The 21,399-nt window shown below is 71.0% G+C and carries 23 protein-coding genes; 18 read left to right on the top strand and 5 right to left on the bottom strand.

The genetic code is table 11. The features are described from left to right. Nucleotides 1-36 precede the first annotated feature (36 nt). Nucleotides 37-423: a hypothetical protein gene (locus tag ACMCNN_RS29545; protein WP_412743736.1), complete on the bottom strand. Its 387-nt coding sequence runs from the start codon at nucleotides 421-423 to the stop codon at nucleotides 37-39. Between the two features lie 494 nt (nucleotides 424-917). Between ACMCNN_RS29545 and ACMCNN_RS29540 the strand changes: the two genes are divergently transcribed. The 14 genes from ACMCNN_RS29540 to ACMCNN_RS29475 all read left to right on the top strand — a co-directional run bounded on the left by ACMCNN_RS29540 (nucleotide 918) and on the right by ACMCNN_RS29475 (nucleotide 13,519). Then, complete coding sequence (locus tag ACMCNN_RS29540) at nucleotides 918-1,286, top strand: hypothetical protein (protein ID WP_412743735.1); 369 nt, start codon at nucleotides 918-920, stop codon at nucleotides 1,284-1,286. After that, on the top strand, nucleotides 1,280-2,143 hold the full coding sequence (locus tag ACMCNN_RS29535) for a hypothetical protein (RefSeq protein WP_412743734.1): 864 nt from the start codon (nucleotides 1,280-1,282) through the stop codon (nucleotides 2,141-2,143). The genes ACMCNN_RS29540 and ACMCNN_RS29535 overlap by 7 nt, the downstream gene beginning before the upstream one ends. Next, nucleotides 2,140-2,844, top strand: a complete 705-nt coding sequence (locus tag ACMCNN_RS29530) for an SAF domain-containing protein (RefSeq protein WP_412743733.1) — start codon at nucleotides 2,140-2,142, stop codon at nucleotides 2,842-2,844. Before ACMCNN_RS29535 ends, ACMCNN_RS29530 begins: the two co-directional genes overlap by 4 nt. Nucleotides 2,845-2,867: 23 nt before the next feature. Further along, on the top strand, nucleotides 2,868-3,599 hold the full coding sequence (locus tag ACMCNN_RS29525) for a hypothetical protein (protein WP_412747317.1): 732 nt from the start codon (nucleotides 2,868-2,870) through the stop codon (nucleotides 3,597-3,599). Continuing rightward, on the top strand, nucleotides 3,596-4,924 hold the full coding sequence (locus ACMCNN_RS29520; RefSeq protein ID WP_412743732.1) for a CpaF family protein: 1,329 nt from the start codon (nucleotides 3,596-3,598) through the stop codon (nucleotides 4,922-4,924). The genes ACMCNN_RS29525 and ACMCNN_RS29520 overlap by 4 nt, the downstream gene beginning before the upstream one ends. A 2-nt stretch (nucleotides 4,925-4,926) precedes the next feature. Then, on the top strand, nucleotides 4,927-5,790 hold the full coding sequence (locus tag ACMCNN_RS29515; RefSeq protein WP_412747316.1) for a type II secretion system F family protein: 864 nt from the start codon (nucleotides 4,927-4,929) through the stop codon (nucleotides 5,788-5,790). Further along, nucleotides 5,787-6,659, top strand: a complete 873-nt coding sequence (locus ACMCNN_RS29510) for a type II secretion system F family protein (RefSeq protein ID WP_412743731.1) — start codon at nucleotides 5,787-5,789, stop codon at nucleotides 6,657-6,659. The genes ACMCNN_RS29515 and ACMCNN_RS29510 overlap by 4 nt, the downstream gene beginning before the upstream one ends. Nucleotides 6,660-6,807: 148 nt before the next feature. Beyond that, complete coding sequence (locus ACMCNN_RS29505; protein ID WP_412743730.1) at nucleotides 6,808-7,023, top strand: hypothetical protein; 216 nt, start codon at nucleotides 6,808-6,810, stop codon at nucleotides 7,021-7,023. A 72-nt stretch (nucleotides 7,024-7,095) separates the two neighbouring features. Next, a complete protein-coding gene (locus ACMCNN_RS29500) occupies nucleotides 7,096-7,536 on the top strand; it encodes a TadE/TadG family type IV pilus assembly protein (RefSeq protein WP_412743729.1) in 441 nt (146 codons plus the stop codon). Then, nucleotides 7,533-7,985 (top strand): TadE/TadG family type IV pilus assembly protein, encoded by a 453-nt coding sequence (locus ACMCNN_RS29495; RefSeq protein ID WP_412743728.1) that lies wholly within the window; start codon nucleotides 7,533-7,535, stop codon nucleotides 7,983-7,985. Before ACMCNN_RS29500 ends, ACMCNN_RS29495 begins: the two co-directional genes overlap by 4 nt. Nucleotides 7,986-8,092: 107 nt before the next feature. Beyond that, the gene (locus tag ACMCNN_RS29490; protein ID WP_412743727.1) at nucleotides 8,093-8,482 is read left to right on the top strand and encodes a pilus assembly protein TadG-related protein; all 390 of its coding nucleotides are present in this window, start codon (nucleotides 8,093-8,095) and stop codon (nucleotides 8,480-8,482) included. A 29-nt stretch (nucleotides 8,483-8,511) separates the two neighbouring features. Continuing rightward, a complete protein-coding gene (locus tag ACMCNN_RS29485) occupies nucleotides 8,512-11,733 on the top strand; it encodes a BTAD domain-containing putative transcriptional regulator (RefSeq protein ID WP_412743726.1) in 3,222 nt (1,073 codons plus the stop codon). After that, nucleotides 11,730-12,860: a DUF2637 domain-containing protein gene (locus ACMCNN_RS29480; RefSeq protein WP_412743725.1), complete on the top strand. Its 1,131-nt coding sequence runs from the start codon at nucleotides 11,730-11,732 to the stop codon at nucleotides 12,858-12,860. Before ACMCNN_RS29485 ends, ACMCNN_RS29480 begins: the two co-directional genes overlap by 4 nt. Next, entirely contained in the window at nucleotides 12,857-13,519 is a 663-nt protein-coding gene (locus tag ACMCNN_RS29475) for a peptidase A24 (RefSeq protein WP_412743724.1), read from the top strand. Before ACMCNN_RS29480 ends, ACMCNN_RS29475 begins: the two co-directional genes overlap by 4 nt. Nucleotides 13,520-14,140: 621 nt before the next feature. Here the strand turns inward: ACMCNN_RS29475 and ACMCNN_RS29470 are convergent. Further along, nucleotides 14,141-14,485, bottom strand: coding sequence for a hypothetical protein (locus ACMCNN_RS29470; protein ID WP_412743723.1), 345 nt, complete (start codon nucleotides 14,483-14,485; stop codon nucleotides 14,141-14,143). Between the two features lie 35 nt (nucleotides 14,486-14,520). On the opposite strand from ACMCNN_RS29470, the gene ACMCNN_RS29465 reads away from it, so the two are divergent. The 3 genes from ACMCNN_RS29465 to ACMCNN_RS29455 are packed head-to-tail and all read left to right on the top strand — an operon-like array spanning nucleotide 14,521 to nucleotide 18,378. After that, nucleotides 14,521-15,699: a tyrosine-type recombinase/integrase gene (locus ACMCNN_RS29465; RefSeq protein ID WP_412739422.1), complete on the top strand. Its 1,179-nt coding sequence runs from the start codon at nucleotides 14,521-14,523 to the stop codon at nucleotides 15,697-15,699. Further along, nucleotides 15,696-17,990: a tyrosine-type recombinase/integrase gene (locus ACMCNN_RS29460; protein WP_412743722.1), complete on the top strand. Its 2,295-nt coding sequence runs from the start codon at nucleotides 15,696-15,698 to the stop codon at nucleotides 17,988-17,990. Before ACMCNN_RS29465 ends, ACMCNN_RS29460 begins: the two co-directional genes overlap by 4 nt. Next, nucleotides 17,977-18,378 (top strand): DUF6262 family protein, encoded by a 402-nt coding sequence (locus tag ACMCNN_RS29455; protein WP_412739424.1) that lies wholly within the window; start codon nucleotides 17,977-17,979, stop codon nucleotides 18,376-18,378. Before ACMCNN_RS29460 ends, ACMCNN_RS29455 begins: the two co-directional genes overlap by 14 nt. A 277-nt stretch (nucleotides 18,379-18,655) precedes the next feature. Here the strand turns inward: ACMCNN_RS29455 and ACMCNN_RS29450 are convergent, their stop codons facing one another. Further along, nucleotides 18,656-18,970 carry an STAS domain-containing protein gene (locus ACMCNN_RS29450; RefSeq protein WP_412741024.1) on the bottom strand — a complete coding sequence of 105 codons (315 nt, stop codon included), beginning with the start codon at nucleotides 18,968-18,970 and terminating at the stop codon, nucleotides 18,656-18,658. 13 nt (nucleotides 18,971-18,983) lie between these two features. After that, nucleotides 18,984-19,307 (bottom strand): hypothetical protein, encoded by a 324-nt coding sequence (locus ACMCNN_RS29445; protein WP_412739425.1) that lies wholly within the window; start codon nucleotides 19,305-19,307, stop codon nucleotides 18,984-18,986. A gap of 195 nt (nucleotides 19,308-19,502) precedes the next feature. On the opposite strand from ACMCNN_RS29445, the gene ACMCNN_RS29440 reads away from it, so the two are divergent. Continuing rightward, entirely contained in the window at nucleotides 19,503-19,766 is a 264-nt protein-coding gene (locus ACMCNN_RS29440; protein WP_412739426.1) for a hypothetical protein, read from the top strand. A gap of 486 nt (nucleotides 19,767-20,252) precedes the next feature. On the opposite strand, the gene ACMCNN_RS29435 is transcribed toward ACMCNN_RS29440, so the two are convergent. After that, on the bottom strand, nucleotides 20,253-21,269 hold the full coding sequence (locus ACMCNN_RS29435; RefSeq protein WP_412743721.1) for an FUSC family protein: 1,017 nt from the start codon (nucleotides 21,267-21,269) through the stop codon (nucleotides 20,253-20,255). Between the last annotated feature and the right edge of the window lie 130 nt (nucleotides 21,270-21,399).

Below are 21,399 nucleotides of genomic sequence, written 5' to 3'. Positions count from 1 at the left end.
TCTTCGTGTTTCCCTTGTGCCTTTTGGAGTAGGTGATCAACGGGCGTGCCGGCACGGGCGCAGAGACCACCGGGGGCGACCGTTGCTCGATTTCGGATCCCAAGATGTCTGCTCCGCGAACGTCGCGAACGCGGCCACGGAGGACGCCAGCGCCTCCCCCAGCGCGGTGAGGGTGAAGGTGGCGCAGTGGTCGACGTCGTCGATGCTGCCCGCGCCACCGTTGCGGTGAACCAGGCGCTGCGCGGTCAGCCATCGCAGCGCCCCGTCGATCGGGGTCTCAGGGTACGCACGCATGAGATGTCCGAGGTCCGCCGAGCCGCCGGCCGCGTATAGCTCCAGCAGGGCGCCGATGGCGTCGGGATGCTCGCAGAGCTGCTCGGCTGCGCGATGCGGATCGGGCCGCAGGCCGTCGTCTTCGGGCATCGATGTACTTCTTTCCATGAGATTTCGATGATTGTAAAGGTCCCCGACATCGGTGCAAAGAGGAACAACCGACTCTGCGTGCGCCGGGTTTCTCAGCTGATGGCCGTTTCTACTCCTGCTGTCAGGACCCTCGCGCGGTGATTGTGACGCGCTGGTGGACGTTGCGAGGAGTGGGGGGTGCGGGTGTAGTAATTGCTTTCCGTGTCCTCAACATCACGCGGGGGTGTGGTGTGGTATCCCACTCGTCGAGCGCGCACTACGCCCGACCAAGTGATCAACGACCGGTCGTCCGTTCGACGGCGGGGCCGCGTCGCCGGTCGTTCGTCCCGGCGGCCCTGGCGCTGACAGCCGTTCTGGGCGTCGTCGGGTGCAGCGGGCCGAAGCCAGCGCAGACGCCGGCGGGTCCGCCGAGCGTTTCGGCGCCGCCGAGTGTCGCAGCGCCGCCCGATGACAAGGCGGCAGCCGAGGCGAAGGCTGTAGCGGCGTACCGGGGGATGTGGAAGGCATATGCCAAGGCTGGCCTCACCGCGAACCCCGACGAACCCGACCTCGCCGTCTACGCGAGCGATCCCGCGCTGAAGCTGCTGCGCGACGGCCTCGCCGGCTACAGAGCCAAGGGACAGGTGTTCAAGGGGGAGTACGGCTCCAGCCCGTCAGCCGTCGAGGCGACCCCGGCCGCGGCTCCGACGACGGTCATCATCGCCGACTGCCTCGACAGCACCAACTTCCTGGTCTACAAGGCGTCCGGTGAGAAGGCCGACGACATCCCGGGCGGGCGCCGTTCGACGAGCGCGACGGTGACGTCGCAAGGCGGGGTCTGGAAGGTCACGAGCTTCGCGGTACGGGAGAAGGGCACATGCTGAGCCGTCCGATCACCAGACTCCTCACCAGCGCAGCCGTCCTGGTCGTCATTCTGCTGTCTGGTACGCGCGCGTTCGCCGACGACCCGTGGGACCCGGTCGACTGCAACGCTCATCCGCAGTCGCCGGGATGCACGGTCACCGTGGGCACCCCGGCACGGCCCGGTGGCCATGGCGGCGATGGGAGCGGCGACTCTGACGGCGGCTCGGGCGGGGGCGACCACGACCCGTGTCACTGGGTCAAGGTGGATCAGCCACCGCCGGCGGGCGTCGATCCCCACAGCGGCGGCTGGTACATGCAGGTCTGCGGCAGCGACACAAGCGCGCTCGGCACGGCACCGCAGTGGATCGCGACTCCGCCCGCACCTGTCGACCCGGCCGTCCTCGCCCGCCAGGCGTCCGCGGACCTCGCCCTGCCATCGCCACGGATCCGGGCAAATCCGGACCCGAGACACGACCTGCTCGTCCAAGTGCCGATCTGGCTGTGGGTCGACCGGTCGACCTGGGGAGCCCGGTCCGCGACCGCCTCCGTGCCCGGCGTCTCGGTCACGGCGACCGCCCGGCCGACGCAGGTGCGCTGGGACATGGGCGACGGCGCCACGGTGACCTGCAAGGGTCCGGGCACGCCCTGGCGGGCCGGCGCCGATCCGACCGCCGCCTCACCGAACTGCGGTCACGTGTTCCGCCAGTCGTCTGCCAGCGCCTCCAACGCGGCGTTCACGGTGCGCGCCACGGTGACCTGGACCGTGTCCTGGGCCGGCGGTGGGACCGACGGCACCCTGCCGCCGCTGACCACCACCTCCACCCTGGCCGTCCGAGTGGCCGAATCGCAGGCGATCAACGGGGGTGCAGCCGCATGAGCGTCACGACCGACCGCTCCCGTCCCCCGGCCGCGACCCGCGAGGCGAGTTCGCTCCCGCCCACCGTGCCGCCGGTCACGCGCCGCCCCGGTCGACGCTCAGGCAGGAGGATCGCCGCCGGAGTGCTGATCGTGATCGCGACGGTGGTCGTCTTCTGGCAGGTGGACCTGCGCCAGCACGCCGACGAGGCGTTCCTGTCCACGGCCCGCCCGATCGCCGCAGGCAAATCCATCACCGACAGCGATCTCACGGTTGTCCGCGTCGCGAACACGTCCGGTCTGGCGCTGATCGCGGCCAGCAGCCGCAGCGAGGTCGTGGGCCGGACCGCTGCCGCGCCGATCCCCCAGGGAGTGCTGCTGACCACTGCGCAGGTCGGACCCGCTGCGTGGCCGCCGAGCGGGCAGGCCGTCATCGCGCTGGCGGTCAAGCCCGGCCGGGCGCCCGCCGATCTGGCCGCCGGCGCCACCGTCGTCGTGCTCGTGGTGCCGAGCAACGCCGGCCAGAACACCGCCGCCGGCAACGGCGCCGCGAAGAACACTGACGGCACCCGGCGGGCGGTAGCCACCGTCGTGTCCGTGTCGACGGAAGCCGACCAGGTCGGCACCCGGCTCGTGACCCTGTTGCTCGCCGCCGACAGCGCCGAGACCGTCGCCTCGGCCAGCGGCGACGCGTCGCTCGTCCAGATCGGAGCCCCGCGGTGACCGCAGACGTTCACACCGAGCCGATCGTGATCGGGGTCGGATCCATCTCCGGAGCACCCGGGGCGTCCTGCACCGCCCTCGGCTTGGCCGCGCTCTGGCCGCAGCATCCCGCGCTGGCGGTCGAGGCGGACCCCTGCGGCGGGGTGCTCGCCGCCCGGTTCGGGCTGTCGCAGGGACCGGGCCTCAACCGCCTGGCCGCCGCGGCTCGCCACGGCGCCCCGGTCATCGGCGCCGCCTTGTTCGTTCAGCAACTGCCGCTCGGGTTCAACGCGATCGCCGGACCCGGCGACCCCCGCGAAGCGGCCAGCGCCGTCGCCGTGCTGGCCGCACATCCGGAGGCGGCGGTGCGACACCTGGCCCCCGTCGTGGTCCTCGACCTCGGACGCCTCTACGTCGACAGTCCCGCACTCCGGCTGCTCCCGGCCGCAGACGCGGTCGTGCTCGTCACCCACCCGGGCGACGAACACCTCAATCACCTGTTCACCCGGCTGCCCGACCTACAACGCTCGGCACGTCCTGGTGTGATCGGCCTCGCGGTGAGCGGCAAGAGCCGCTACTCGGCGCCGGAGATCGCCGACCAGTTGGGCGCCCCGGTCTGGGCGCAGCTGCCACACGACCGGTGGGGTGCGGGTGCCCTGACCGGACGGATGACCGGCCGGGCATGGGTACGGACCCGCCTCGGTCAGGCCCTCAAGGCCCTCGCCGGGCAGCTCGCTGCAGCGCCGCAACCGGCCGAGCTGAGGACCGTGTCATGACCATCGTCCCGAACGTCGTCAACGCGAGGAACGGCCGAGGTGGCGAGCGCGTGCCGGCACCGTTGGACGTCGTCGCCCGGCTGCGTGCCGCCATCAGCGACAGACTCGCCGCCGCAGGAACGATGAGCGACACCGAACGCGACCAGGCCATCGCCTTGTTCATCGCCCAGGAGATCGACACCAACGCCCGCGCCGACATCAGCCAGGGACGAGCGCCGCTGTCGCCGCACATCGAGGCGGCGGTGGCCCGCGCACTGCGGGACTCGTTCACCGGCCTGGGCGCCCTGCAGCGCCTGGTCGACGACCCCCACGTCGAGGACATCTTCGTCAACGGCTGCGACAACGTGTGGGTACGTACCATCGACAACCAGCGGCTGCGGGCCGCACCCGTCGCCGCCAGCGACGACGACCTGATCGATCTGATCCAGATCGCCGCCGCCCGCAGCGGTCAGGAGGAACGCCGCTTCGACCGCGGCAGCCCATCACTGTCGCTGCGGCTACCCGGCGGCCAGCGACTGTTCGCGGTGATGGCGGTCGCGAAGCGGCCCAGCCTCTCCATCCGCCGCAACACCCTGCACCGGGTCACGCTCGACGACCTGCTCGAGCGCGGCGAGCTCAGCCCGGCACTGCGGGCGCTGATCGCCGCCATGGTCCGATCCCGCAAGAACCTCGTCTTCTGCGGCGGGACGGGAATCGGCAAGACCACCCTGCTACGGGCCGCCGCCTACGAGATCGATCCCCTGGAGCGGATCGTCACCGTCGAAGACGCCTTCGAACTCGGCCTCGACGAGGACCTCGACGCGCACCCGAACGCCACCGCGTTGCAGCAGCGCGAACCGAACCTGGAAGGTGTCGGCGGCATCGACATGGCCACCATGGTCAAGTGGGGGCTGCGGATGCGTCCCGACCGCGTCATCGTCGGCGAAGCCCGCGGCGCGGAAGCCCTGCAGATGCTGTTCGCCATGTCGCAGGGCAACGACGGGTCGATGTGCACGATCCACGCGAGCACCTCGAAGCAGGCACTGCTGCGCCTGGGCATGTATGTGATGGCCGCCCCGGAGAGACTCACGTTCGACGCCGCGAACATGCTCATCGGCCAGGCCGTCGACTTCGTCGTCCACCTCGACGTCGCCACCGACGGCACCCGCGTCGTCTCCTCCGTACTGCAGGTTCTGGAGACCACCGGTGAGCAGGTCCCCTCCAACGAGATCTACCGGCCCGGCCCGGACCGGCGCGCGATACCCGGCTCACCCATGCGCACCGACACCCTCGACGACCTCGTCGCCGCCGGCTTCGACCCGAACCTGCTCCAGGACCGGTGGTGAGCATGCAGCTGACGCCGATCCTGCTCGGGCTGACCTGCGCCGCCGGACTCACCCTCATCCTCGACGGGCTGCGCCCCCGACCCGCCGGTCCGGCCCCGGCCCGGCGCCGGCGGGGGTTCACCGCGGCGGATCGCACCCGGGCGCTGCTCGCCGCCGCGGCTGGGGTCGGCGCGGCCCTGGCCACCCGCTGGCCGGTCGCGGCGATCCTCACCGCCGCCGCGGTGTGGGCGTTGCCGCGGATCCTGGGTCCCGACCGTGAATCGCGGCAGGACCTGGCCCGCATCGAGGCGATCGCGACCTGGGCCGAACTGCTGCGCGACACCCTGTCCTCGGCGGCCGGGCTCGAGCAGGCCATCGCCGCCACCGCCCCGGTCACCCCACTGCCGATCCGGGCCCACGTCCAAACGTTGGCCGCGGCGCCGCGAGCGGGAATCCGGCTGCCGGACGCCCTGCGGCTATTCGCCCGCGACCTGGCCGATCCCACCGGCGACCTCGTCGTCCGCGCGCTCCTGCAGGCCGCCGGCTACCACGGCGGTCAGCTGACCGACTGCCTGAGCAGCCTCGCCAAGACCGCCCGCGAGCAGGCGTCCATCCGGATGCGCGTCACCACGAAACGGGCCGCGACCCGCACCACCGCCCGCATGATCACCGGCACCACCGTCGCCATGATCGTCGGTCTGCTGGTGCTCAACCGCGGCTTCCTCGCCCCGTACGGCACCGTCACCGGGCAGATCGTCCTGCTCCTGGTGGGCGGGATCTTCACCGCGGGTTTCGTGTGGATGGCCCGCACCTCCCGCATCCAGCAGCCGCCACGCATCCTCGCAAACCCGGGCGAGACCGACGTGGCGGCCGGGAGGCTCGCATGAACACCTCTGTGCTGATCGTCGGCGCCGTCGCCGGTCTCGGCCTGCTCCTGATCGTCGCCGGCCTGGTCCCGGCACGGCCGACCCTGGCCGAAACCCTGGCCGGACTGCATCGCCCACCCACCCCCCTCGACCCACCGACCACGACACGCATCCGCGCGCTGTCGGCGCCGTTGCGAACGCTCGGCCTGCCCGGGACGCGCACCCGCGCCGACCTTGCCGTACTCGAACGTCCGGTAGCCACACACCTGGCCGACCAGGTGCTCGCCGTGATCGCCGGACTCATCCTGCCCCCGCTCGCGGTCGCCGTCCTGACCGACGCCAGCAGCACCTTCGGCCCCACCACACCGTTGTGGGTGTCCCTGGCCGGCGCGGCGGGCGGCTGGTGGCTGGCCGAATCCACCGTGCACGCCGAGGCGACACGCCGCCGCGCCGAGCTGCGGCACGCCCTGTCCGCCGTCCTCGACCTGGTCGTCATCTCCCTGGCCGGCGGCGCCGGACTCGAACAGGCGCTCGACGACGCCTGCACCGACACCAACGGCTGGGCAGCCGCCCGCCTCCACCACGCCGTGGCCACCTCCCGCCTGCTGCGGGTTCCCCCGTGGCGCACCCTCGGCCAGCTCGGCGAGGACACCGGCGTCGTCGAGCTCCAAGAACTCGCCGCGACGATGAGCCTCGCCGGCGCCGAAGGCGCCCGCATCCGCACCTCGCTGACCGCCCGCGCCGCGACGCTGCGCGCCCACCAGGGCACCGCGCAGGAAACCCAGGCGCACTCCGCCACCGAACGCATGGCCCTGCCCGTGATGCTGCTCGCCCTCGCCTACATGACCTTCCTGCTCTATCCCGCCATCGCCGCCATCAGCCGCTTCTGACCAGAGGCCGAACGACCCGTACGGCCCTTCACCTCCGGACCCGACATCGACGACCGGCGCAGCCCTCGACTGCGCGGGGGAGTACCACGCTGCCCGAAACACCTTTGCCGGACCGCCACCCGGCACCCACGGAGGAAGGAACCCCATGATGAACCGCCACCGTCTGATGACCACGCTGATCCTGCTGCAGACGACACTGGCCGGCCGGCTGCACACGCTGCGCGAATCCGACGAGCGCGGCAGTGAGACCACGGAGAAGGTCCTCTGGATCTCCGCGGTCATCGCCGCCGTCCTGATCGTCTACCCGATCCTCACCGGCAAACTGTCGGACTGGTTCAACGCGCTCACCTTCGGCGGCATGTGAACGCTCATGCCGTCCTCCCGACAGTTCGAGACCCGCAGCGCCGGTCGTGTCCGCCCGCCAGACACGACCGGCGTGCGGGCACCTCGCTGGTGGGCCCGGGTACGCGCCCGCATATCCGGCGACCGAGGATCCGTCACCGCCGAGATGGTCCTCGCGTGGCCGCTGCTACTGCTGGTCTTCGCCCTCGGCGTGCAGGTCGGCATGTGGGCCTTGGGACAACTCGGAGCGCAGCACGCCGCCAACCATGCCCTGCAGACCACCCGGGTGCTCGACGGTACCGCTACCGCTGGGCGAGGCGACGCCACCGCGATCCTGCAGCAGTTCGCCGGAGCCTTCATCGACGAACCGACCGTGACCGTGACCCGCAGCGCCGACACCGCGACCGTCACCATCCGGGGCCATGCCCCCGCACTGTTCGGCGTGCGCATCCCCATTCAGACCACGGTCAGCGCCCCCACCGAGCGGTTCCGGCCGCAGACCCTCGCCGTCGCCCCGTTCGGAGCCCCGCGATGAGCGGCCCGCGGCGGCGTCAGGCGATGCGCGGGCGGCTGTCCGGCGACCGCGGCTCCGTCTTCGTCGAGGTCGCGCTCGGCTATGTACCGATCATGGTGCTGACGGTGGTCGCCGTGATCGCCGTCGCCCGCATCGTGTCGGCCCAGATGGACGTCAACTCGGCCGCCGCCGCGGCGGCCCGACAGGCATCACTGACCTACACCCCGGCCGCAGCCGCAGCGGGCGCCGAGGACGCCGCCGCCGTGACACTGACCGGCCGCACCCTGACCTGCCGTCCCCGCGCCGTCCGCGTCAACGCAGGGTCGATGGCTCCCGGCGGCCAGGTCACCGTCACCGTCGATTGCACCATCGCCCTGCGGGATCTCTTCGGCGTGGGAATGCCCGGCGCCATGACGGTGACCGGTGAAGCCACCCAGCCGCTTGACACCTATCGGGGGACACCGCCATGAGACCGCCGACCACAGTGCCCGTTGCGGCAGCGTCGCGCGCGTCCGCGCTGCCGTGGACCGCCCGGCTGCGGCGCATGCGCGGCAGGTTACGCGCTGACGACCGCGGCATGATCACCCCCTGGACCGTCGTCGGCACGCTCATGGTGATCCTGCTCGCCGGACTCGTCCTCGACGCGGGCATGGCCATGGCCGACCAGGTCCGCCTCTACGACCGGGCCCAGGCCGCCGCCCGCGCCGGCGCCCGCGAGATCGACCTCGCCACCTACCGCAACACAGGTGTCGTCCAACTCGACCCCGACGCCGCAGCCAGCGCGGCTCAACGCTTCCTCGCCCGATCCGGCACCACCGGAACCGCCACCGCCACCACCACCGCCGTCACGGTCACGGTCACCGGCGTCCGGCGGACCCAACTGCTGTACCTGATCGGCGTCACCACCATCCCCCTTGACGCCGCCGCCGCCGCCACCGCGGCCACCGGAGTCACCACCGCCACCTGACCAGACCACCCCGTCGGAAGAGGCCCCTCGTGCTCGCGTCGCTCACCTCCACCCTGCGCCGGCTCACCGGCGCGACGGTGCTGGCGCTGCTCCTCGCCGCGCCGCCCTGGGCCCTGCTGCACTACCTCGACCGGCCCTGGCCCACCCACCCGCCCTCCTGGGCCGACATCAGCACCCTGCTCACCTCGCCGATGAACGACCGCACCCTCGGCGCCCTGCTCACCGCGATGCTCTGGCTTGCCTGGGCCTCGTTCGCGTGGTCCACACTCGCCGAACTCGCCGCAGCCCTCACCGGAATACGATTGCCTCAACCCCGCGCCCTCACCCCCACGCGAGGGCTGGTGGCCCTGCTGGTCGCGCTCATCACCGGCGGGATGCTCGCCACCGCCGCGCAGGCCGCCCCCGGCCTGTCCCCGCCGGCCCAGGCGGCCCCCGCCACGGCGACCGAGCACCAAGCTGTGGAACACCGCGCCCAGGTCCCGACCGTCGTGCAGCCCGTCCGGGCCGAACCGGCGGGCGTCGCGCCGGCCGCCGAACAACGGCCGGCTGACCCTCAGCACACCGAAGCACGTGAACCCCACGCGACGAGGGCCGGCACCCCTCTCGGCCGGTTGACGCTCGTGACCGCCGGTCGCGCGTACACCTACACCGTCCAACGCGGCGACACCCTCTCCGAGATCGCCGGCCAGTGCCTCGGCGACGCCAACCGGTGGCCCGAGATCTACGCGCTGAACCGCGGCACCCACTTCGCCGACGTCGGCGGCACCCTTAGAAATCCGAACCTCATCTATCCAGGCTGGACGCTGCGATTGCCCGACGACGCCACCGCACCCCACGGCGCGGACGTCCGTAGCGACCCACCGAAACAAGCGCATCCGAAGCCCGATCCGCCGCGGCCCACCACCGCGACCAGCCCGTCGCCAGCCACCCCCGCGACGTCCACCGCTGCGACCCGGCCCGCGGCCACCAACCCGGCATCAGGCGACGCAACCGCCCCGGTGACGCCACCCAACGCAACCGCCAATCCGCGGACCTCCACCCCCAACACCGCAACCGAGCCGAGCGCCAACGCCACCGACGCGCCCACCGCCGACCGCGGCAGCCCTCGCGGGGTCTCCCTGCTCTCGGGCAGCTGGATCGACCTCGGCTTCGGCCTCGCGATCTCCGCCGCCGCAGCCCTCGTCTGGGTGCACCGACGTCGCCGCTACGCCCCCCGACCACTCGGGACACCCTCACACGCCGACGACCTCGACCTCGCCCCCCTGCCACCCGTCGTGACCCAGATCCGCCGTGGCCTGCTTAAACCAGCCTCCCGCCCGCCCGACGTCGACGCGTTGTTCCCGGACCGGGACGACGATGACCCCGCCGACGGTCCCGGCCGCGGCGCTACGAGCGCCGACTCGGCCCCCCGCACCGGCGAACAGGACACGTACGAAGCCGACACCAGCGACGCCGGAGACGTCGACGACGCGCAGAACGGCGCACTAGCGCCGGGCCCGGTCGTACCGGCCCTGGCCCACCCCCTCGCCGCGGTGTGGCCACCGGCCGGGGCCGGCCTGGTCGGGCCGGGCGCCGTCGCCGCAGCCCGCGGATTCTTCGTCGCCGGCCTCGCCGGCGGCGGCCTCGACGACCCCGATGCCCGCACCTGGGTCGTCATGGCCTCCGCCACCGCCGCCACCCTGCTCGGCGCCGCCGCCGTCACCCTGCCGAACACCCCGAGGCTGACCGTCACCGCCGGCCTTGACGAAGCCCTCGACCTGCTCGAAACCCAAACCCTGCACCGCACCCGACTGGTCTACCAACACGAAGTCGACGACGTCGCCGCCCTGCGCACCGCCGACCCCTACGAAGAACCACTGCCACCGATCCTGCTGATCGCCGACACCACCGGCCGCCACGAACGCACCCGCGTCGCGGCCCTGCTCGCCCAAGGACAACGCCTCGACATCCACGGCGTCATCCTCGGCGACTGGCCCGACGGCGACACCATCGACGTCGCCACCGACGGCACCACCCGCCCCGCCGACGGCGACGCGACCCGCCACGGCACCCACCCCGCCGACGTCGGACGCCTCACCGTCATCGACCCCACCGAGGCCGCCGACCTCATCACCACCCTCGCCGAGTCCCACACCGGACGACCCCAGCCACCGGCCCCCGCCGATCCCCACCCCGCGACGTCAGCCTCCGACCCCGCCACCGACAACGCGGCCTCCGCCGCCACCGAAGCGACCCATGAGGCCACCCCGGCGGACGCGCCTTCCAGCCATCACTACCCCGCCGAACTCACCGAGGCTGGGACGCTCGATCAGACGCAGGGCACAAGCCCCGCTGACGACGAAACAGAGCCGGCGACGCCCGCGCCCAGCGAGCCGGTTGCAACACACGGCCGCGAGGCCGCCACACCGGCCACCGACCACCCGTCGGCTGACCCTGCCGCCGACATCGCCGGCGGCGCAGAGACGACCGTCGTACTGCCGGGCAGCGCCGACGTGACCGTCCTCGGCGGCGCCGCGATCGTCGACGCCGACCCCCAACGGGCACCTCGCCCCAAATCCCTGGAACTTCTCGTCTACCTGGCCGCCAACGGCGGCAGCGCCACCGTCGACGCCATCCTCGAAGATCTGCTGCCCGATGCCCCCAAGAGCAAGGCCGGGCACCGGCTGCACACCTACGTCTCCGACCTCCGCGGCGTCCTGCGCCACAACGGCGGCCCAGGCGAGTACGTCACCCATCCACGGCTGCGCTACGTGCTCAACCCCGCCACCGTTCGGGTCGACCTGTGCCAGATGCGCGCCGCGATCACCGAGGCCGCCACCGCCGATCCGGTCGAGCGGATCGGCGCGCTGCGTCGCGCCGTCACCACCTACCGCGGCGCGCTCGCCGAGGGCCACGACTACCTGTGGATCGAGCCCTACCGCGAGGCCGTCCGCCGGCAGGCCCTCGACGCCACCACCGCCCTGGTCGAAGCCCTCACCGACCAACCCGAAGAACAACTCGACATCCTCACCCCCGCGATCGGGCTGCACCCCTACGCCGAGAACCTCTACCAGGCCGCGATGCGCGCCCACGCCCGGCTCGGCCATCTCGACGACATCCGCGCGCTGCGCCGCGCCGTCACCACCGCCGCCGCCGAACTCGACGTCGAACCCGGCGACGACACCCTCGCGCTGGCCGACACACTCGTCGCCGACCTGCAAACCCGCCACCGCCGAGTGCCCCTGCAGCCAGGACCCGGAGGTGCCACATGACCGCCACGACGCTCAACGGCACCCGGCCGGCCCGCTACGCCGACGTCCCACAACCGCCGGCCGCGCCTGCGGCAGCCGTTGCCGTTCCCGCCCAGGCGGTTCGGCGCCAGGGCGTCCGCGACGAGACGAAGCGGTGGAGACGGCTGCGCTGGGCAGTACGCGTCGCGCTCGTCGTCGGTGTCGCCGCGTCCGTCGCGGCGAACATGCTGCATGCGCTGCCCAACCCGATCAGTCAGGCCATCGCCGCCTGGCCGCCCCTCGCTTTGCTGCTCACCGTTGAACTGATCTCCCGCGTGCCCGTCTACCGCCGGTCCCTGGCAGCCGTCCGGCTGCTCGCGACCACCGTCATCGCCGGGATCGCCGCCTGGGTGTCCTACTGGCACATGACCGCGGTCGCCGCCCGATACGGCGAAACCGGTGCCTCGCCGTACCTGCTGCCGCTGTCCGTCGACGGCCTCATTGTCGTGGCCAGCATCTGCCTCGTCGAGATCTCCGGCCGCATCGAGACCGCCGACCACAATCCACCCGGGCCCCCACTCGCGGCATACGAACTTAGACCCGTCACGGCCCCGGAACCGATAGCCGCACCCCCAGCACGGCCCACGGCAAGGCCCCCGATGGAACCGTCGACAGCTGCGGGGGCCTCCGACGATCCAGGGCTGGCCGCTCCGGAGCCGAGGATCGGCCGGAACGCCGCCTCCCACAGCGACCTGTCGCCCGCCGACCCCGCGGGCGAGGCAGCCCGGACCGAACTGCCGAGCCAGGCAAGCGAGTCCACCGGGGGCGGCGACACCACCACCCCCGAGGTGGCCGGCGCCCCACCTGCAGAGGGTCACCCGGCAGGTGGCGGGACCACCGCTGACGGCGGTTCTGACATCCCGGCCGACGGGCCCGGCGGACCAGCCGGTCCGCCACTACACGATGATGCTGGCCGCGACGTCGTCCCCACCCAGACCGCCGCCGCGGTCGCCTACTGGCTTCGGCGCGACCCGACCATGCATCCCGATGACATCGCCGCCCGTGTCGGCAGATCCAGCCGGCAGGTCCGCCGCTACATGCCACCCGCCGCACTCGGCGACCGGCGCCGCGTCAACGGCGAGCGACGACGACTTCCCACCGACACATGACACCCAGCCTCGTGATCACCGGTGCAGTGTCCGGGGCACTGGCCGCGGTGTTCGTGCCCCACACCGCTGGCGTTTGGATCGCCGGCCGGACACGAAGTCCCCGGACCCAGTGGTTCGGCGGACTATTGGCTGGCGCCTGCACCGCGCTGGTGGCTGCAGGACTGTCGTGGCGGCATCCACCCCACGGGTCCCGCGAGATGCTTCTGCTGGCTGCCTGGATGGTGTTCACCATCGTCGGCGTGTCGTTGGCGTGGATCGATCTCGTGACTCAGCGTCTACCTACCCGCCTGATCGGCGGTGCCGCGGCTGCCATAGCAGTACTGCTGTGCCTTGCGGCGGCCCTTGCCGGGCAACCATCCCGGTTGCTCACCCCGTTGCTGGCCGCCACCATCCTGGGCGGCGGCTACACCGCGCTGGTCGCGGTCGGGGCCAGCCGGGTGGGCATGGGCGACGTACGACTCGCGGCCCTGACCGGGCTCCCACTCGGCACCCTGGGATGGGAAGGAGTCATCCTCGGTGCAGTCCTTCCCTACCTACTGGCTCTACCCTTCGCCTTCGTCGCCGTGACCCGAGCGCGGCTCACGGGCTTCCAAAAGCCGCTACCTTTTGGGCCTTTCCTCGTAGCGGCAACGATCATCGCCAGCCTGGTCACAAGGTAGGTCACCGGCCAGGTAGGTCCGGTTGGCCTTGGACGTGTACGCCTAATGAGCAGGCGGGGCCGGCCCTGCCGGGCTCGTCCGAGATCTTCGTCTGTAGCCCGCGCTGGGGCGCTTCGACAAGATCGATCCGTTCAGGACGGGTCGCGGCAGGCGTCGGCCCTGCGTGAGTGATAGTTGTCGTTCGAGCTGCTGGGACGGGCCATCTCTGTACTGAGCCAGGGCCGTCGAGCCCATCGACAAATCGGAGATCCGTACCGGTATCTGAGGTCGTGAAACCGCTGGTGGGATGGTGGACCATAGAGTCCTTTCACTAGACCGCGGCGCGATCCAGGTCGGCTCAGACCAGGTTCGATCTTCATTGAGGGTTGATCGCGAGGCGATGGCGGTCGTACGGCGCGGGGTGGCCGATGCCGGGGCTGACCCCGGCCCGCGTGCACCCATTCAGTGCGGAGGACCTGCAGAACGATCCGAAAGGGACACGCGCGACCCGGCGACCCAGCCGGTCCCGGTGCCATTGACCACGCCGTCACCGTGGCGCTGGACGCCTCAATCGGAGGCGCCGCGTCCGCACACCTGGTCCTTGCCCTCGCGGCCACCCGACGCAGCGACCCAGCGACCTGATCACCACGGGTTGCGACGCTCAACCCGCGGCACGCTCCGGACCAGCGGACCCCACAGGTCAGCCGGGGGCTCCACCTCGTGCATCTGCAGATGAGCGGGCAACCCAGCCGGTGCCTGCGGCACAGCCTCGACGGAGCGCAAGGCGGTCGGCACGGCCGCAACCGGAACCGGTCCCTGCCCGACGTTCGGACCGTCGGTCGGCTGTTGCAGCGGCTGCAACTCATCCTGCCTTGGCGGCAAGGTGAGCGTCGCGGTGCGGGGCCGCGCGGCGCGCCCGCGTCCCGTTGCCCGGACCACGACCTCCTGGCGGCGCATTATCTGGTACTTGCTGGTTTCGTCCAGCATGTCTGAGTCGTTCCTGTGGGCATGACGCCTCTCCCGTGGTGGACACGGTCGGTGAAGTGTCCTTGACGGGAGGGCTCGGGCAGATGGTCGGTGTTCCGCGGGTGCAGCGGCTCCGCCAGGTGCCGGACGACGCGGTCTCCTACACGGTGGTCGGGGGTGATGGCCTGCCGGTGGTGCCGGTCGAGGTGTTCCTGCGGTGGCTGACCTCTGTGGGTCGGTCGCCGAACACGGTCGCCGCGTACGCGCATGACCTGCGTGACTTCGTCGAGTGGTTGGACATCTCGGGCCGCTCGTACCGCGATGTGGATATCGACGCGGTGGCGGAGTTCTTCGCTTGGCTTCGCCGGCCGGTTGCGGCGCGGCCGCGGGGCGTGTTCCTTCTTCCCGCAGTGCCGTCGAGGGTCTCGAACAGCACGCTGCGGCGCAAGCGGTCGACGCTGACCGCGTTCTTCGCCTTCCATGGCCGGCGCGATGGGTCGGTTCCTGCGGTCTTCGGCCAGGTGGTGGGGCCCCGAGCGACGGGGGCGTTCATCCCGATGTTGGCGCACACCCGGCGAGGCGGGCCGTGGCGGGAGCAGCGCAGCCCGATCAACGTGCCGACGCTCAGAACCCCGCCGCCGGCATTGACGGAAGCGCAGGTACGTCGGTTGCTGGGCTCGTGTCGTCGGCGCCGCGACCGGTTTTTGATCTTGCTGTTGTCTGAGACGGGGCTGCGGCTTGGCGAAGCGCTGGGATTGCGGCACAGGGATCTTCGGCTGCGTCAGGGGGAGGTGCACGTCGTGCCGCGGGTCGACAACGCTAACCAGGCGAGGGTCAAGGGTCTGCGGTTCCGAGTTGTGCCCGCAGGCGCGGTGGTGTTCGACGCCTACGCCAGCTACATGGAGTTCGAGTACGGCCGCGTGGACAGCGACTACGTGTTCGTCAACCTGTTCCGGCCGCCGGTCGGCGTCCCGATGACCGACTCGACGGTGGAGAAGCTGGCGGGCCGGCTGCGCAGGGACACCGGCATCGCCGGGTTCACGCCGCATGCGCTGCGGCATTCGTTCGCCACGCGGCTGCTGCGGGCCGGGGTGCCGATTGAGGTGGTCGCCGATCTGCTTGGTCACTCGTCGTCGCAGACGACCGCGCAGACCTACGCCCACTTGACGGTTGCTGATCACCGGCGGGTACTTCAGGCGGCCGGCATGTTCGACTCGGCGACGGTGACGAGGTGAGCGTCACGCACACCCGGGTGGGTTCCTCGACCGGCCTGCTGGAAAGGTTGATGGAGGTGGTGCGGCCGGAGTTCCGCGGTGAGGTTTACTTGCCCAGCCGGGAATCCTCGGTGTTCTACAGCGGTGTGTGTCGGATCCCGTCCTGCGTGGTGGCGCTGTCGCAGCCGATCAAGCGGCTCTGTGGGGGCCATTACGACAAGTGGACACGGGCGGGTAAGCCGTCGGGTTCCGCGATGGACGCGTGGGTGACGGTCGAGGACGTGCGCACCCGCGAGCGAATTCGCCGGCTGACGCAGATCGAGGCGTGCGCGGTGCGGGGCTGTAACCGGTCTGCGAAGGCGTGGACGGTGTGCCACCGCCACGGTCGGGCGTTCGAGGCGCATTACCGCCCGCGCGGGCGCACGATTACCGAGTTCCTCGCCGAGGTGACGTATCTGCCACCGGCAGGCGGCGAACGGGACTGCCGGTTCCCTGATTGCGGGCGCTGGGCGGAAGGCCTGACGAACGGTCTGTGCCGCAAGCATGAGGCCCGGTGGCGAGCGCGTCGGAAGCCCGACCTCGACGATTGGCTGACTGAACTCTCCCGTGGCGGTGACCCGCGGATCAGCTTTGCCGGCCTGTCTCGGCAGTTGACGTTGGAGGCGCAGTTCGGGTTACAGTGCCGCCACGATGAGGCGAAGAAGAGGACACCGCCGCGAGTCGTCACCAGCGCCCTGAGCTACCTGAAGCGGGCAAGCGTGCACAGCCTGCTGGACTACGACGAGCAGCAGTGGCGGGCGCACGTCGGCACCTGCGTGGTCAACCCCACCAACGAGGGTGGGCTGGCGTTCCTGCTGGACACCCGACTGCGGCTGCACTCCCTGCTGGTCAGTGACGACCCGTGGGCCGACCAGTACCCCCGCGACCGGTGGGACCTGTTCATCGTCAACATCCGCACCCCCCAGACCCGGTACCTGCACTTCGGGGGCATCCCGCAGGCCTGGCTCAAGACCGCGACCAAGCGGTGGGCTCGCGGCCGACTCAGCCGAGGTGTCTCCTCGGCCCAAGTGAAGATCAACATCCAGTCGGTGGCAGTGTTCGCCGCCTGGCTACCCGCGACCGGGCCGGCGTCGCAGGTGACCAGGGACCGCATCGAAGACTGGCTCGCGGCCCTGAACGCCGTGCAGCCCAGTGACTACTCGCGGGCGCGCACGATTCGCTCCGTCGGGATGTTCCTGCGGGACGCGCACCGCCACGGCTGGCTGCCGGACCTGCCGCGTAGCGCCGTGATCGCCGATGACACGCCCCGCCGCCTACGACCGGCACCGCGGTTCATCCCCGAGTTCGTGATGCGGCAACTCGAGCATCCCGACAACGTGGCCAAGTTCGACCGCGACGACGGCCGGGTGCTGCTGCAGATCCTCATCGCCTGCGGCCTGCGGCTCAAGGACGCCCGCTGGCTGCCCCTGGACTGTGTCAGCCGGGACAACGACGGCGCACCTTACCTGTTGTGGATCAACCGCAAGATGCGACGCCACGCGTACTTCCCCATCTCACAGGCCTTGGCCGGGGAGATCGCCGCCCAGCAGGAACGGGTACGACGGCGTTTCCCGCAGGGCAGCCCCTGGCTGTTCCCCGCGCACCAGGCCAACCTGGACGGCTCCACCGCCCTGTCGGACAGCTACTGGCGCGAGCACAGCCGCCGGTGGCTGCAACGGCTCAATCTCACCGACGAGGCCGGTAACCCGGTGCGGGTCACCGCGCACCAGTTCCGACACACGCTGGGAACCCGACTGATCAACGCCAACGTGCCCCAGCATGTGGTCCAGCAACTGCTCGACCACATGTCCCCGGAAATGACGGCGGTCTACGCACGCATCCACAACAAGACGGTGCGCCGGCACTGGGAATCCGCAGTGAAGGTCAACGCCGACGGCCAAGCCGTCACGATCGACCAAGATCACCCGCTGGCCGACGCGTCGTGGAGCCGGCTCAGCATGGTCCGCGCCAAGGTGACCCTGCCCAACGGGTACTGTGGCGCCCCCATCCAGACCGACTGCGAATACGCCAACCCGTGCCTGGACTGCCAGTTCTTCATCACCACGGCGGACTTCCTCGACCAGCACCGCCGCCACCGCACCGAAACCGCCGCGCTGATCAGCGACGCCGAGGCATCCGGGCTGGCCCGGGTCGCGGAAAAGAATCGGCGCACCCTGGGCCGTCTCGACACCATCATCGACGTCCTCGAAACCGCGACCAACGATCAGATCGTCGCGGGCGGACGGCTGGAGGACCTTGATGCCGCCGGCTGACAACACCCACGCGCTGCGCGAGGCCGGACACCGCCGCACCGCCCGAGCCCGCCGCCAAGCCGAAGCCGCAATCTGCCACGCCCAACACGCCGGCCAGCCTGCCACCGTCGCGGGAATAGCCCGCGCCGCCGGCGTGTCCCGATCCTGGCTCTACACCCAGACTGACCTCATCGCCGCCATCACCAGCCTGCGCCGCCACACCACACAAACCGCACGGACCACCCCGCACCCCGCCAGCGAGGCGTCACTGCGCCGACGCCTCGACACCGCTTTGCACCGCATCAAGCAACTCCGTGAAGCCAATGCTGACCTGACCAAACGCCTGGAAATCGCCCATGGCCACATCCGAGACCTGCGCTGCACTCAGACACCAGGGAACCGGCCGTGACGTCGCCACGGCCTGGGGCCCAGGCTCGCCTTCATGGCGTCTTGCCGCTCAAGCCCAGCCCTGGGTCTCTGGTTACCCAGCGTGATGCCATGAAGGCAACCGGCGGTCAGCGGCATCACGGGACGTCGCCTGTCACTCAGTGCCTGTCCTTGAATTTCAAGATCGGGTTCGGGTCGGTCGTACGCTCGCGGCATGACCAGTGGCGGGCGTGGTGCTCGGGGTTGGCTGTCGCTGGTGCCGCGGCAGTGATGCCCGCTGCCTTGTGCCACCCCAGCGGTCATTCACCGCACCGGTGAGTCAAGGTCGCCAGCACGCCGGTCGCCCCGAGCACCCGCGCAACCAGGCCAGAGGCACCGATTACCCGGAAACCGTCGCCGGCTGTCGTCGCCGCGCGGCGGCTATCCAGGAGCGTCCGGATGCCCGCGCAGTCCAGGAACGAGGTCTGCGAGAGGTCCACCACCACCGCCTGGCCGTCCGGCGTTCTGCCGATCGCGTCCCGCAACACGCCCGCCAGGTCGTCGCAGACCGCCATGTCGATCTCGCCGCGCACCATGACCATGATCTGACCGGGCTCGGTGCAGGTGTCGGTCATCACGGGCGTCACCTCAATCGCCTTGCGGGCCATCCGGTGCCGGTTCCAGACCGGTGGCCTGCGAAACCTTGCGCACGTCGTCGGCGCCGAACGCGGTCCGCACCCCCGACACCGACATCCCGGACACCGATGCCAGCTCGCCCAACGTATAGGGGTGCGGATAGACGAACCGGCGTCCATAGGCCAACAGCAGTCGAATCTCCTGGTCAGCCGCCATCAGCCGAACGTGTGCCGCCCGCACCGCTGCCAGCAGCGGATCATCCTGCGGCGGCAGCACCTCGGAGGCCACCGCCCCACGGACCGCCTCGACATCGGCTGCCAACTTCCGCAATGTCACGTTCGTCCGGTACCCGCCTGCGCCCATCGCAAACACGGCAACGGACCGCAACGTTCTGATCGTGGCGCAACGCTCGGACGGAAGCTGCCCCGATCTTGCACACAGTGACGGCAGCCCGAAGGCACCTCCTGGCCCACACGCGGAACGCGCCGATCGGGCCGGACGGGATCTGCCACCCGGGCTTACGGTGAGGTGGTGCAGCCGGATCGGTGTGACCCGGAGGTTGCCGCCCTGTTGCTCGTGGCGGAGGTGCAGCTCGCGGTGCTCCGGGGGCAGTTGTCGGACGCGGTGGCCCAGGGGGCGCCGGGCCTGGAGGCGGCCGGGGTGCATGCCGCGTTGGATCAGGTGCAGGCCACGCTCGCCGAGGCCGGCCGGCTGCTGCTGTCGCCGCGGCGATGCCTGGAAGGTGCGCAGCCCGGACACCACGCCCTGCCCCACCGAGGCGCAGACGAGCACTGACGACTGCGGGTTAACAACGGGAGTGTTAACCCGCCGTGAGCGGCGATGACTGATCACGGGGTGACTGATCCTGCGAACCCGCAGGGCTACATCGGCGGCTGGGGCTGTTCGCCACCCGGTGCGGGCACCCGCTCGCGTACGCCTGCACCTAGTCCGGGTGTGGAATGTTCTGGCACGACTTCGATCACGGGTCGAGGAGCGGGACGTCGGTCGATACCGAGCGGCACAGCGCGACCCGGCTGGCGACCCGGGCTGATCTCGACGTGCTACGCCGCGGCGACTCCTGCGAGCTGTGCAGCGTGGACACCACGCCCCGCCCCACCGCACACCCGGCTTCGCGGTCGTTCGGATCGCCGTCACCGTGACGGCGATCCGAACGCCTGGGACGCGCCCGCGGCAACCAGATTCGTGCTAGCTGCGGAAACAGGTTGAGAGACAGCTACTCACGGACGCTTCAGCAGTCGCAAGGCTTCGGATGTTTCTGGATCAGTGTGCTGCCTCGGCGCTGGCGCGGCTGATCCGGAACCACGGGCGTCGGGCGGGCTCGCTGAGGACCGCGAGCGTGACGCCGAGGACGGTCTCGGCGACGCGTTCGGTGAATTTCTGGCCGGCCTGGTTTGGGTGGTCGCCCAGCAGGAGCAGGAACACCAGGTATGTGGTGAACGCCGAGGTGATGTACCAGCGGCTGGCGTGGGTGGCGGCAGCCGCGGAGATCACGACACCTGTGAGGACGGCGAGCAGTCCGTTGGCGGCGTCCGCGGCGAGGGTGAGCACGGCGGCGGCTGCTCCCACGATCACGGACAGGACGCGTCCCGCGCCGCGGGCGCGCAGCAGGTCGGGGTCGGGTCGGGCGACGAGTAGGCAGGCCGCTGGCGCCCATCCTGGATGGTCGAGGTCGAGGCCGATGGCGACGAGGTAGCTGACGGCCGCGGCCGTCCCCAGGCAGAACCCGTAGCCGAGCATGGCCGGGGCCGAGGGGACAGGGCGCTGCGGGCGCGGTTGCGGAGGGCGAGGTTTCCACAGCATGGAGACGGCCCACGCGTAAACGGCGCCGAGCACCATGAGTAGCAGCAGGCGCAGCGCGCTTGCCCAGTCGTCGTACGACAGCCCTACGGCGACCAGGGGTGCGGCGAGCACGAGCAGCAGCTGCGCAGCGGCGACGCGGGTCGTGGCCCAGGCCGCCGCGGCGACGACCGCGACGAGGGTCACTGCGGTCACGAGGGTCGGCAGGTGCGTGAGCGCCGCACCCGTGAACAGCGATACCCCGGTCAGGGCGCCGACGATCAGCAGCAGCGGCCGGGAACGGGCCGTTCCGGGGAACGGCATGATCGCTGAGGGCAGCACACCGAGGGCGAGGGGCACCCCCGCCGCAGGGTTCACGCTGCTGACCGCGATCGCGGGCAACGCGTACACCAGGCCGCGTGCGGCGTCCGGCCATGACCACACGATCGCCGGTGGTTCCGCACGGCCGGGCGCTCGCGCCGCTGCGCGACCTTCGGTCATCACCGCCCCCCGGGCAATGCCAGCAATACCGCAGTTCTTAGGACAACCTCACCGTGAGTTCTACACGATGGAAGGCGGGTTGGGGGCCTGATGTCGGTCGACGGTGGCCGCCCGGACCCGGGGCGCGACA

It is taken from the genome of Krasilnikovia sp. MM14-A1004 (assembly GCF_047159485.1).
Lineage (GTDB): Bacteria > Actinomycetota > Actinomycetes > Mycobacteriales > Micromonosporaceae > Actinoplanes.
The sequence above is the reverse complement of the archived record's forward strand: the minus strand, read 5'-3'. Positions and strand labels throughout refer to the sequence as shown.

What these genes read in the sequence shown, in the direction of transcription:
- ACMCNN_RS29530 (WP_412743733.1), top strand. Translation starts at nt 2,140, where the DNA reads ATGAGCGTCACGACCGACCGCTCCCGTCCCCCGGCCGCGACCCGCGAG.
- ACMCNN_RS29515 (WP_412747316.1), top strand. Translation starts at nt 4,927, where the DNA reads ATGCAGCTGACGCCGATCCTGCTCGGGCTGACCTGCGCCGCCGGACTC.
- ACMCNN_RS29475 (WP_412743724.1), top strand. Translation starts at nt 12,857, where the DNA reads ATGACACCCAGCCTCGTGATCACCGGTGCAGTGTCCGGGGCACTGGCC.
- ACMCNN_RS29520 (WP_412743732.1), top strand. Translation starts at nt 3,596, where the DNA reads ATGACCATCGTCCCGAACGTCGTCAACGCGAGGAACGGCCGAGGTGGC.
- ACMCNN_RS29495 (WP_412743728.1), top strand. Translation starts at nt 7,533, where the DNA reads ATGAGCGGCCCGCGGCGGCGTCAGGCGATGCGCGGGCGGCTGTCCGGC.
- ACMCNN_RS29535 (WP_412743734.1), top strand. Translation starts at nt 1,280, where the DNA reads ATGCTGAGCCGTCCGATCACCAGACTCCTCACCAGCGCAGCCGTCCTG.
- ACMCNN_RS29510 (WP_412743731.1), top strand. Translation starts at nt 5,787, where the DNA reads ATGAACACCTCTGTGCTGATCGTCGGCGCCGTCGCCGGTCTCGGCCTG.
- ACMCNN_RS29545 (WP_412743736.1), bottom strand. Translation starts at nt 423, where the DNA reads ATGCCCGAAGACGACGGCCTGCGGCCCGATCCGCATCGCGCAGCCGAG.
- ACMCNN_RS29480 (WP_412743725.1), top strand. Translation starts at nt 11,730, where the DNA reads ATGACCGCCACGACGCTCAACGGCACCCGGCCGGCCCGCTACGCCGAC.
- ACMCNN_RS29490 (WP_412743727.1), top strand. Translation starts at nt 8,093, where the DNA reads ATGATCACCCCCTGGACCGTCGTCGGCACGCTCATGGTGATCCTGCTC.
- ACMCNN_RS29435 (WP_412743721.1), bottom strand. Translation starts at nt 21,269, where the DNA reads ATGACCGAAGGTCGCGCAGCGGCGCGAGCGCCCGGCCGTGCGGAACCA.
- ACMCNN_RS29540 (WP_412743735.1), top strand. Translation starts at nt 918, where the DNA reads ATGTGGAAGGCATATGCCAAGGCTGGCCTCACCGCGAACCCCGACGAA.
- ACMCNN_RS29505 (WP_412743730.1), top strand. Translation starts at nt 6,808, where the DNA reads ATGAACCGCCACCGTCTGATGACCACGCTGATCCTGCTGCAGACGACA.
- ACMCNN_RS29470 (WP_412743723.1), bottom strand. Translation starts at nt 14,485, where the DNA reads ATGCTGGACGAAACCAGCAAGTACCAGATAATGCGCCGCCAGGAGGTC.
- ACMCNN_RS29450 (WP_412741024.1), bottom strand. Translation starts at nt 18,970, where the DNA reads ATGACCGACACCTGCACCGAGCCCGGTCAGATCATGGTCATGGTGCGC.
- ACMCNN_RS29455 (WP_412739424.1), top strand. Translation starts at nt 17,977, where the DNA reads ATGCCGCCGGCTGACAACACCCACGCGCTGCGCGAGGCCGGACACCGC.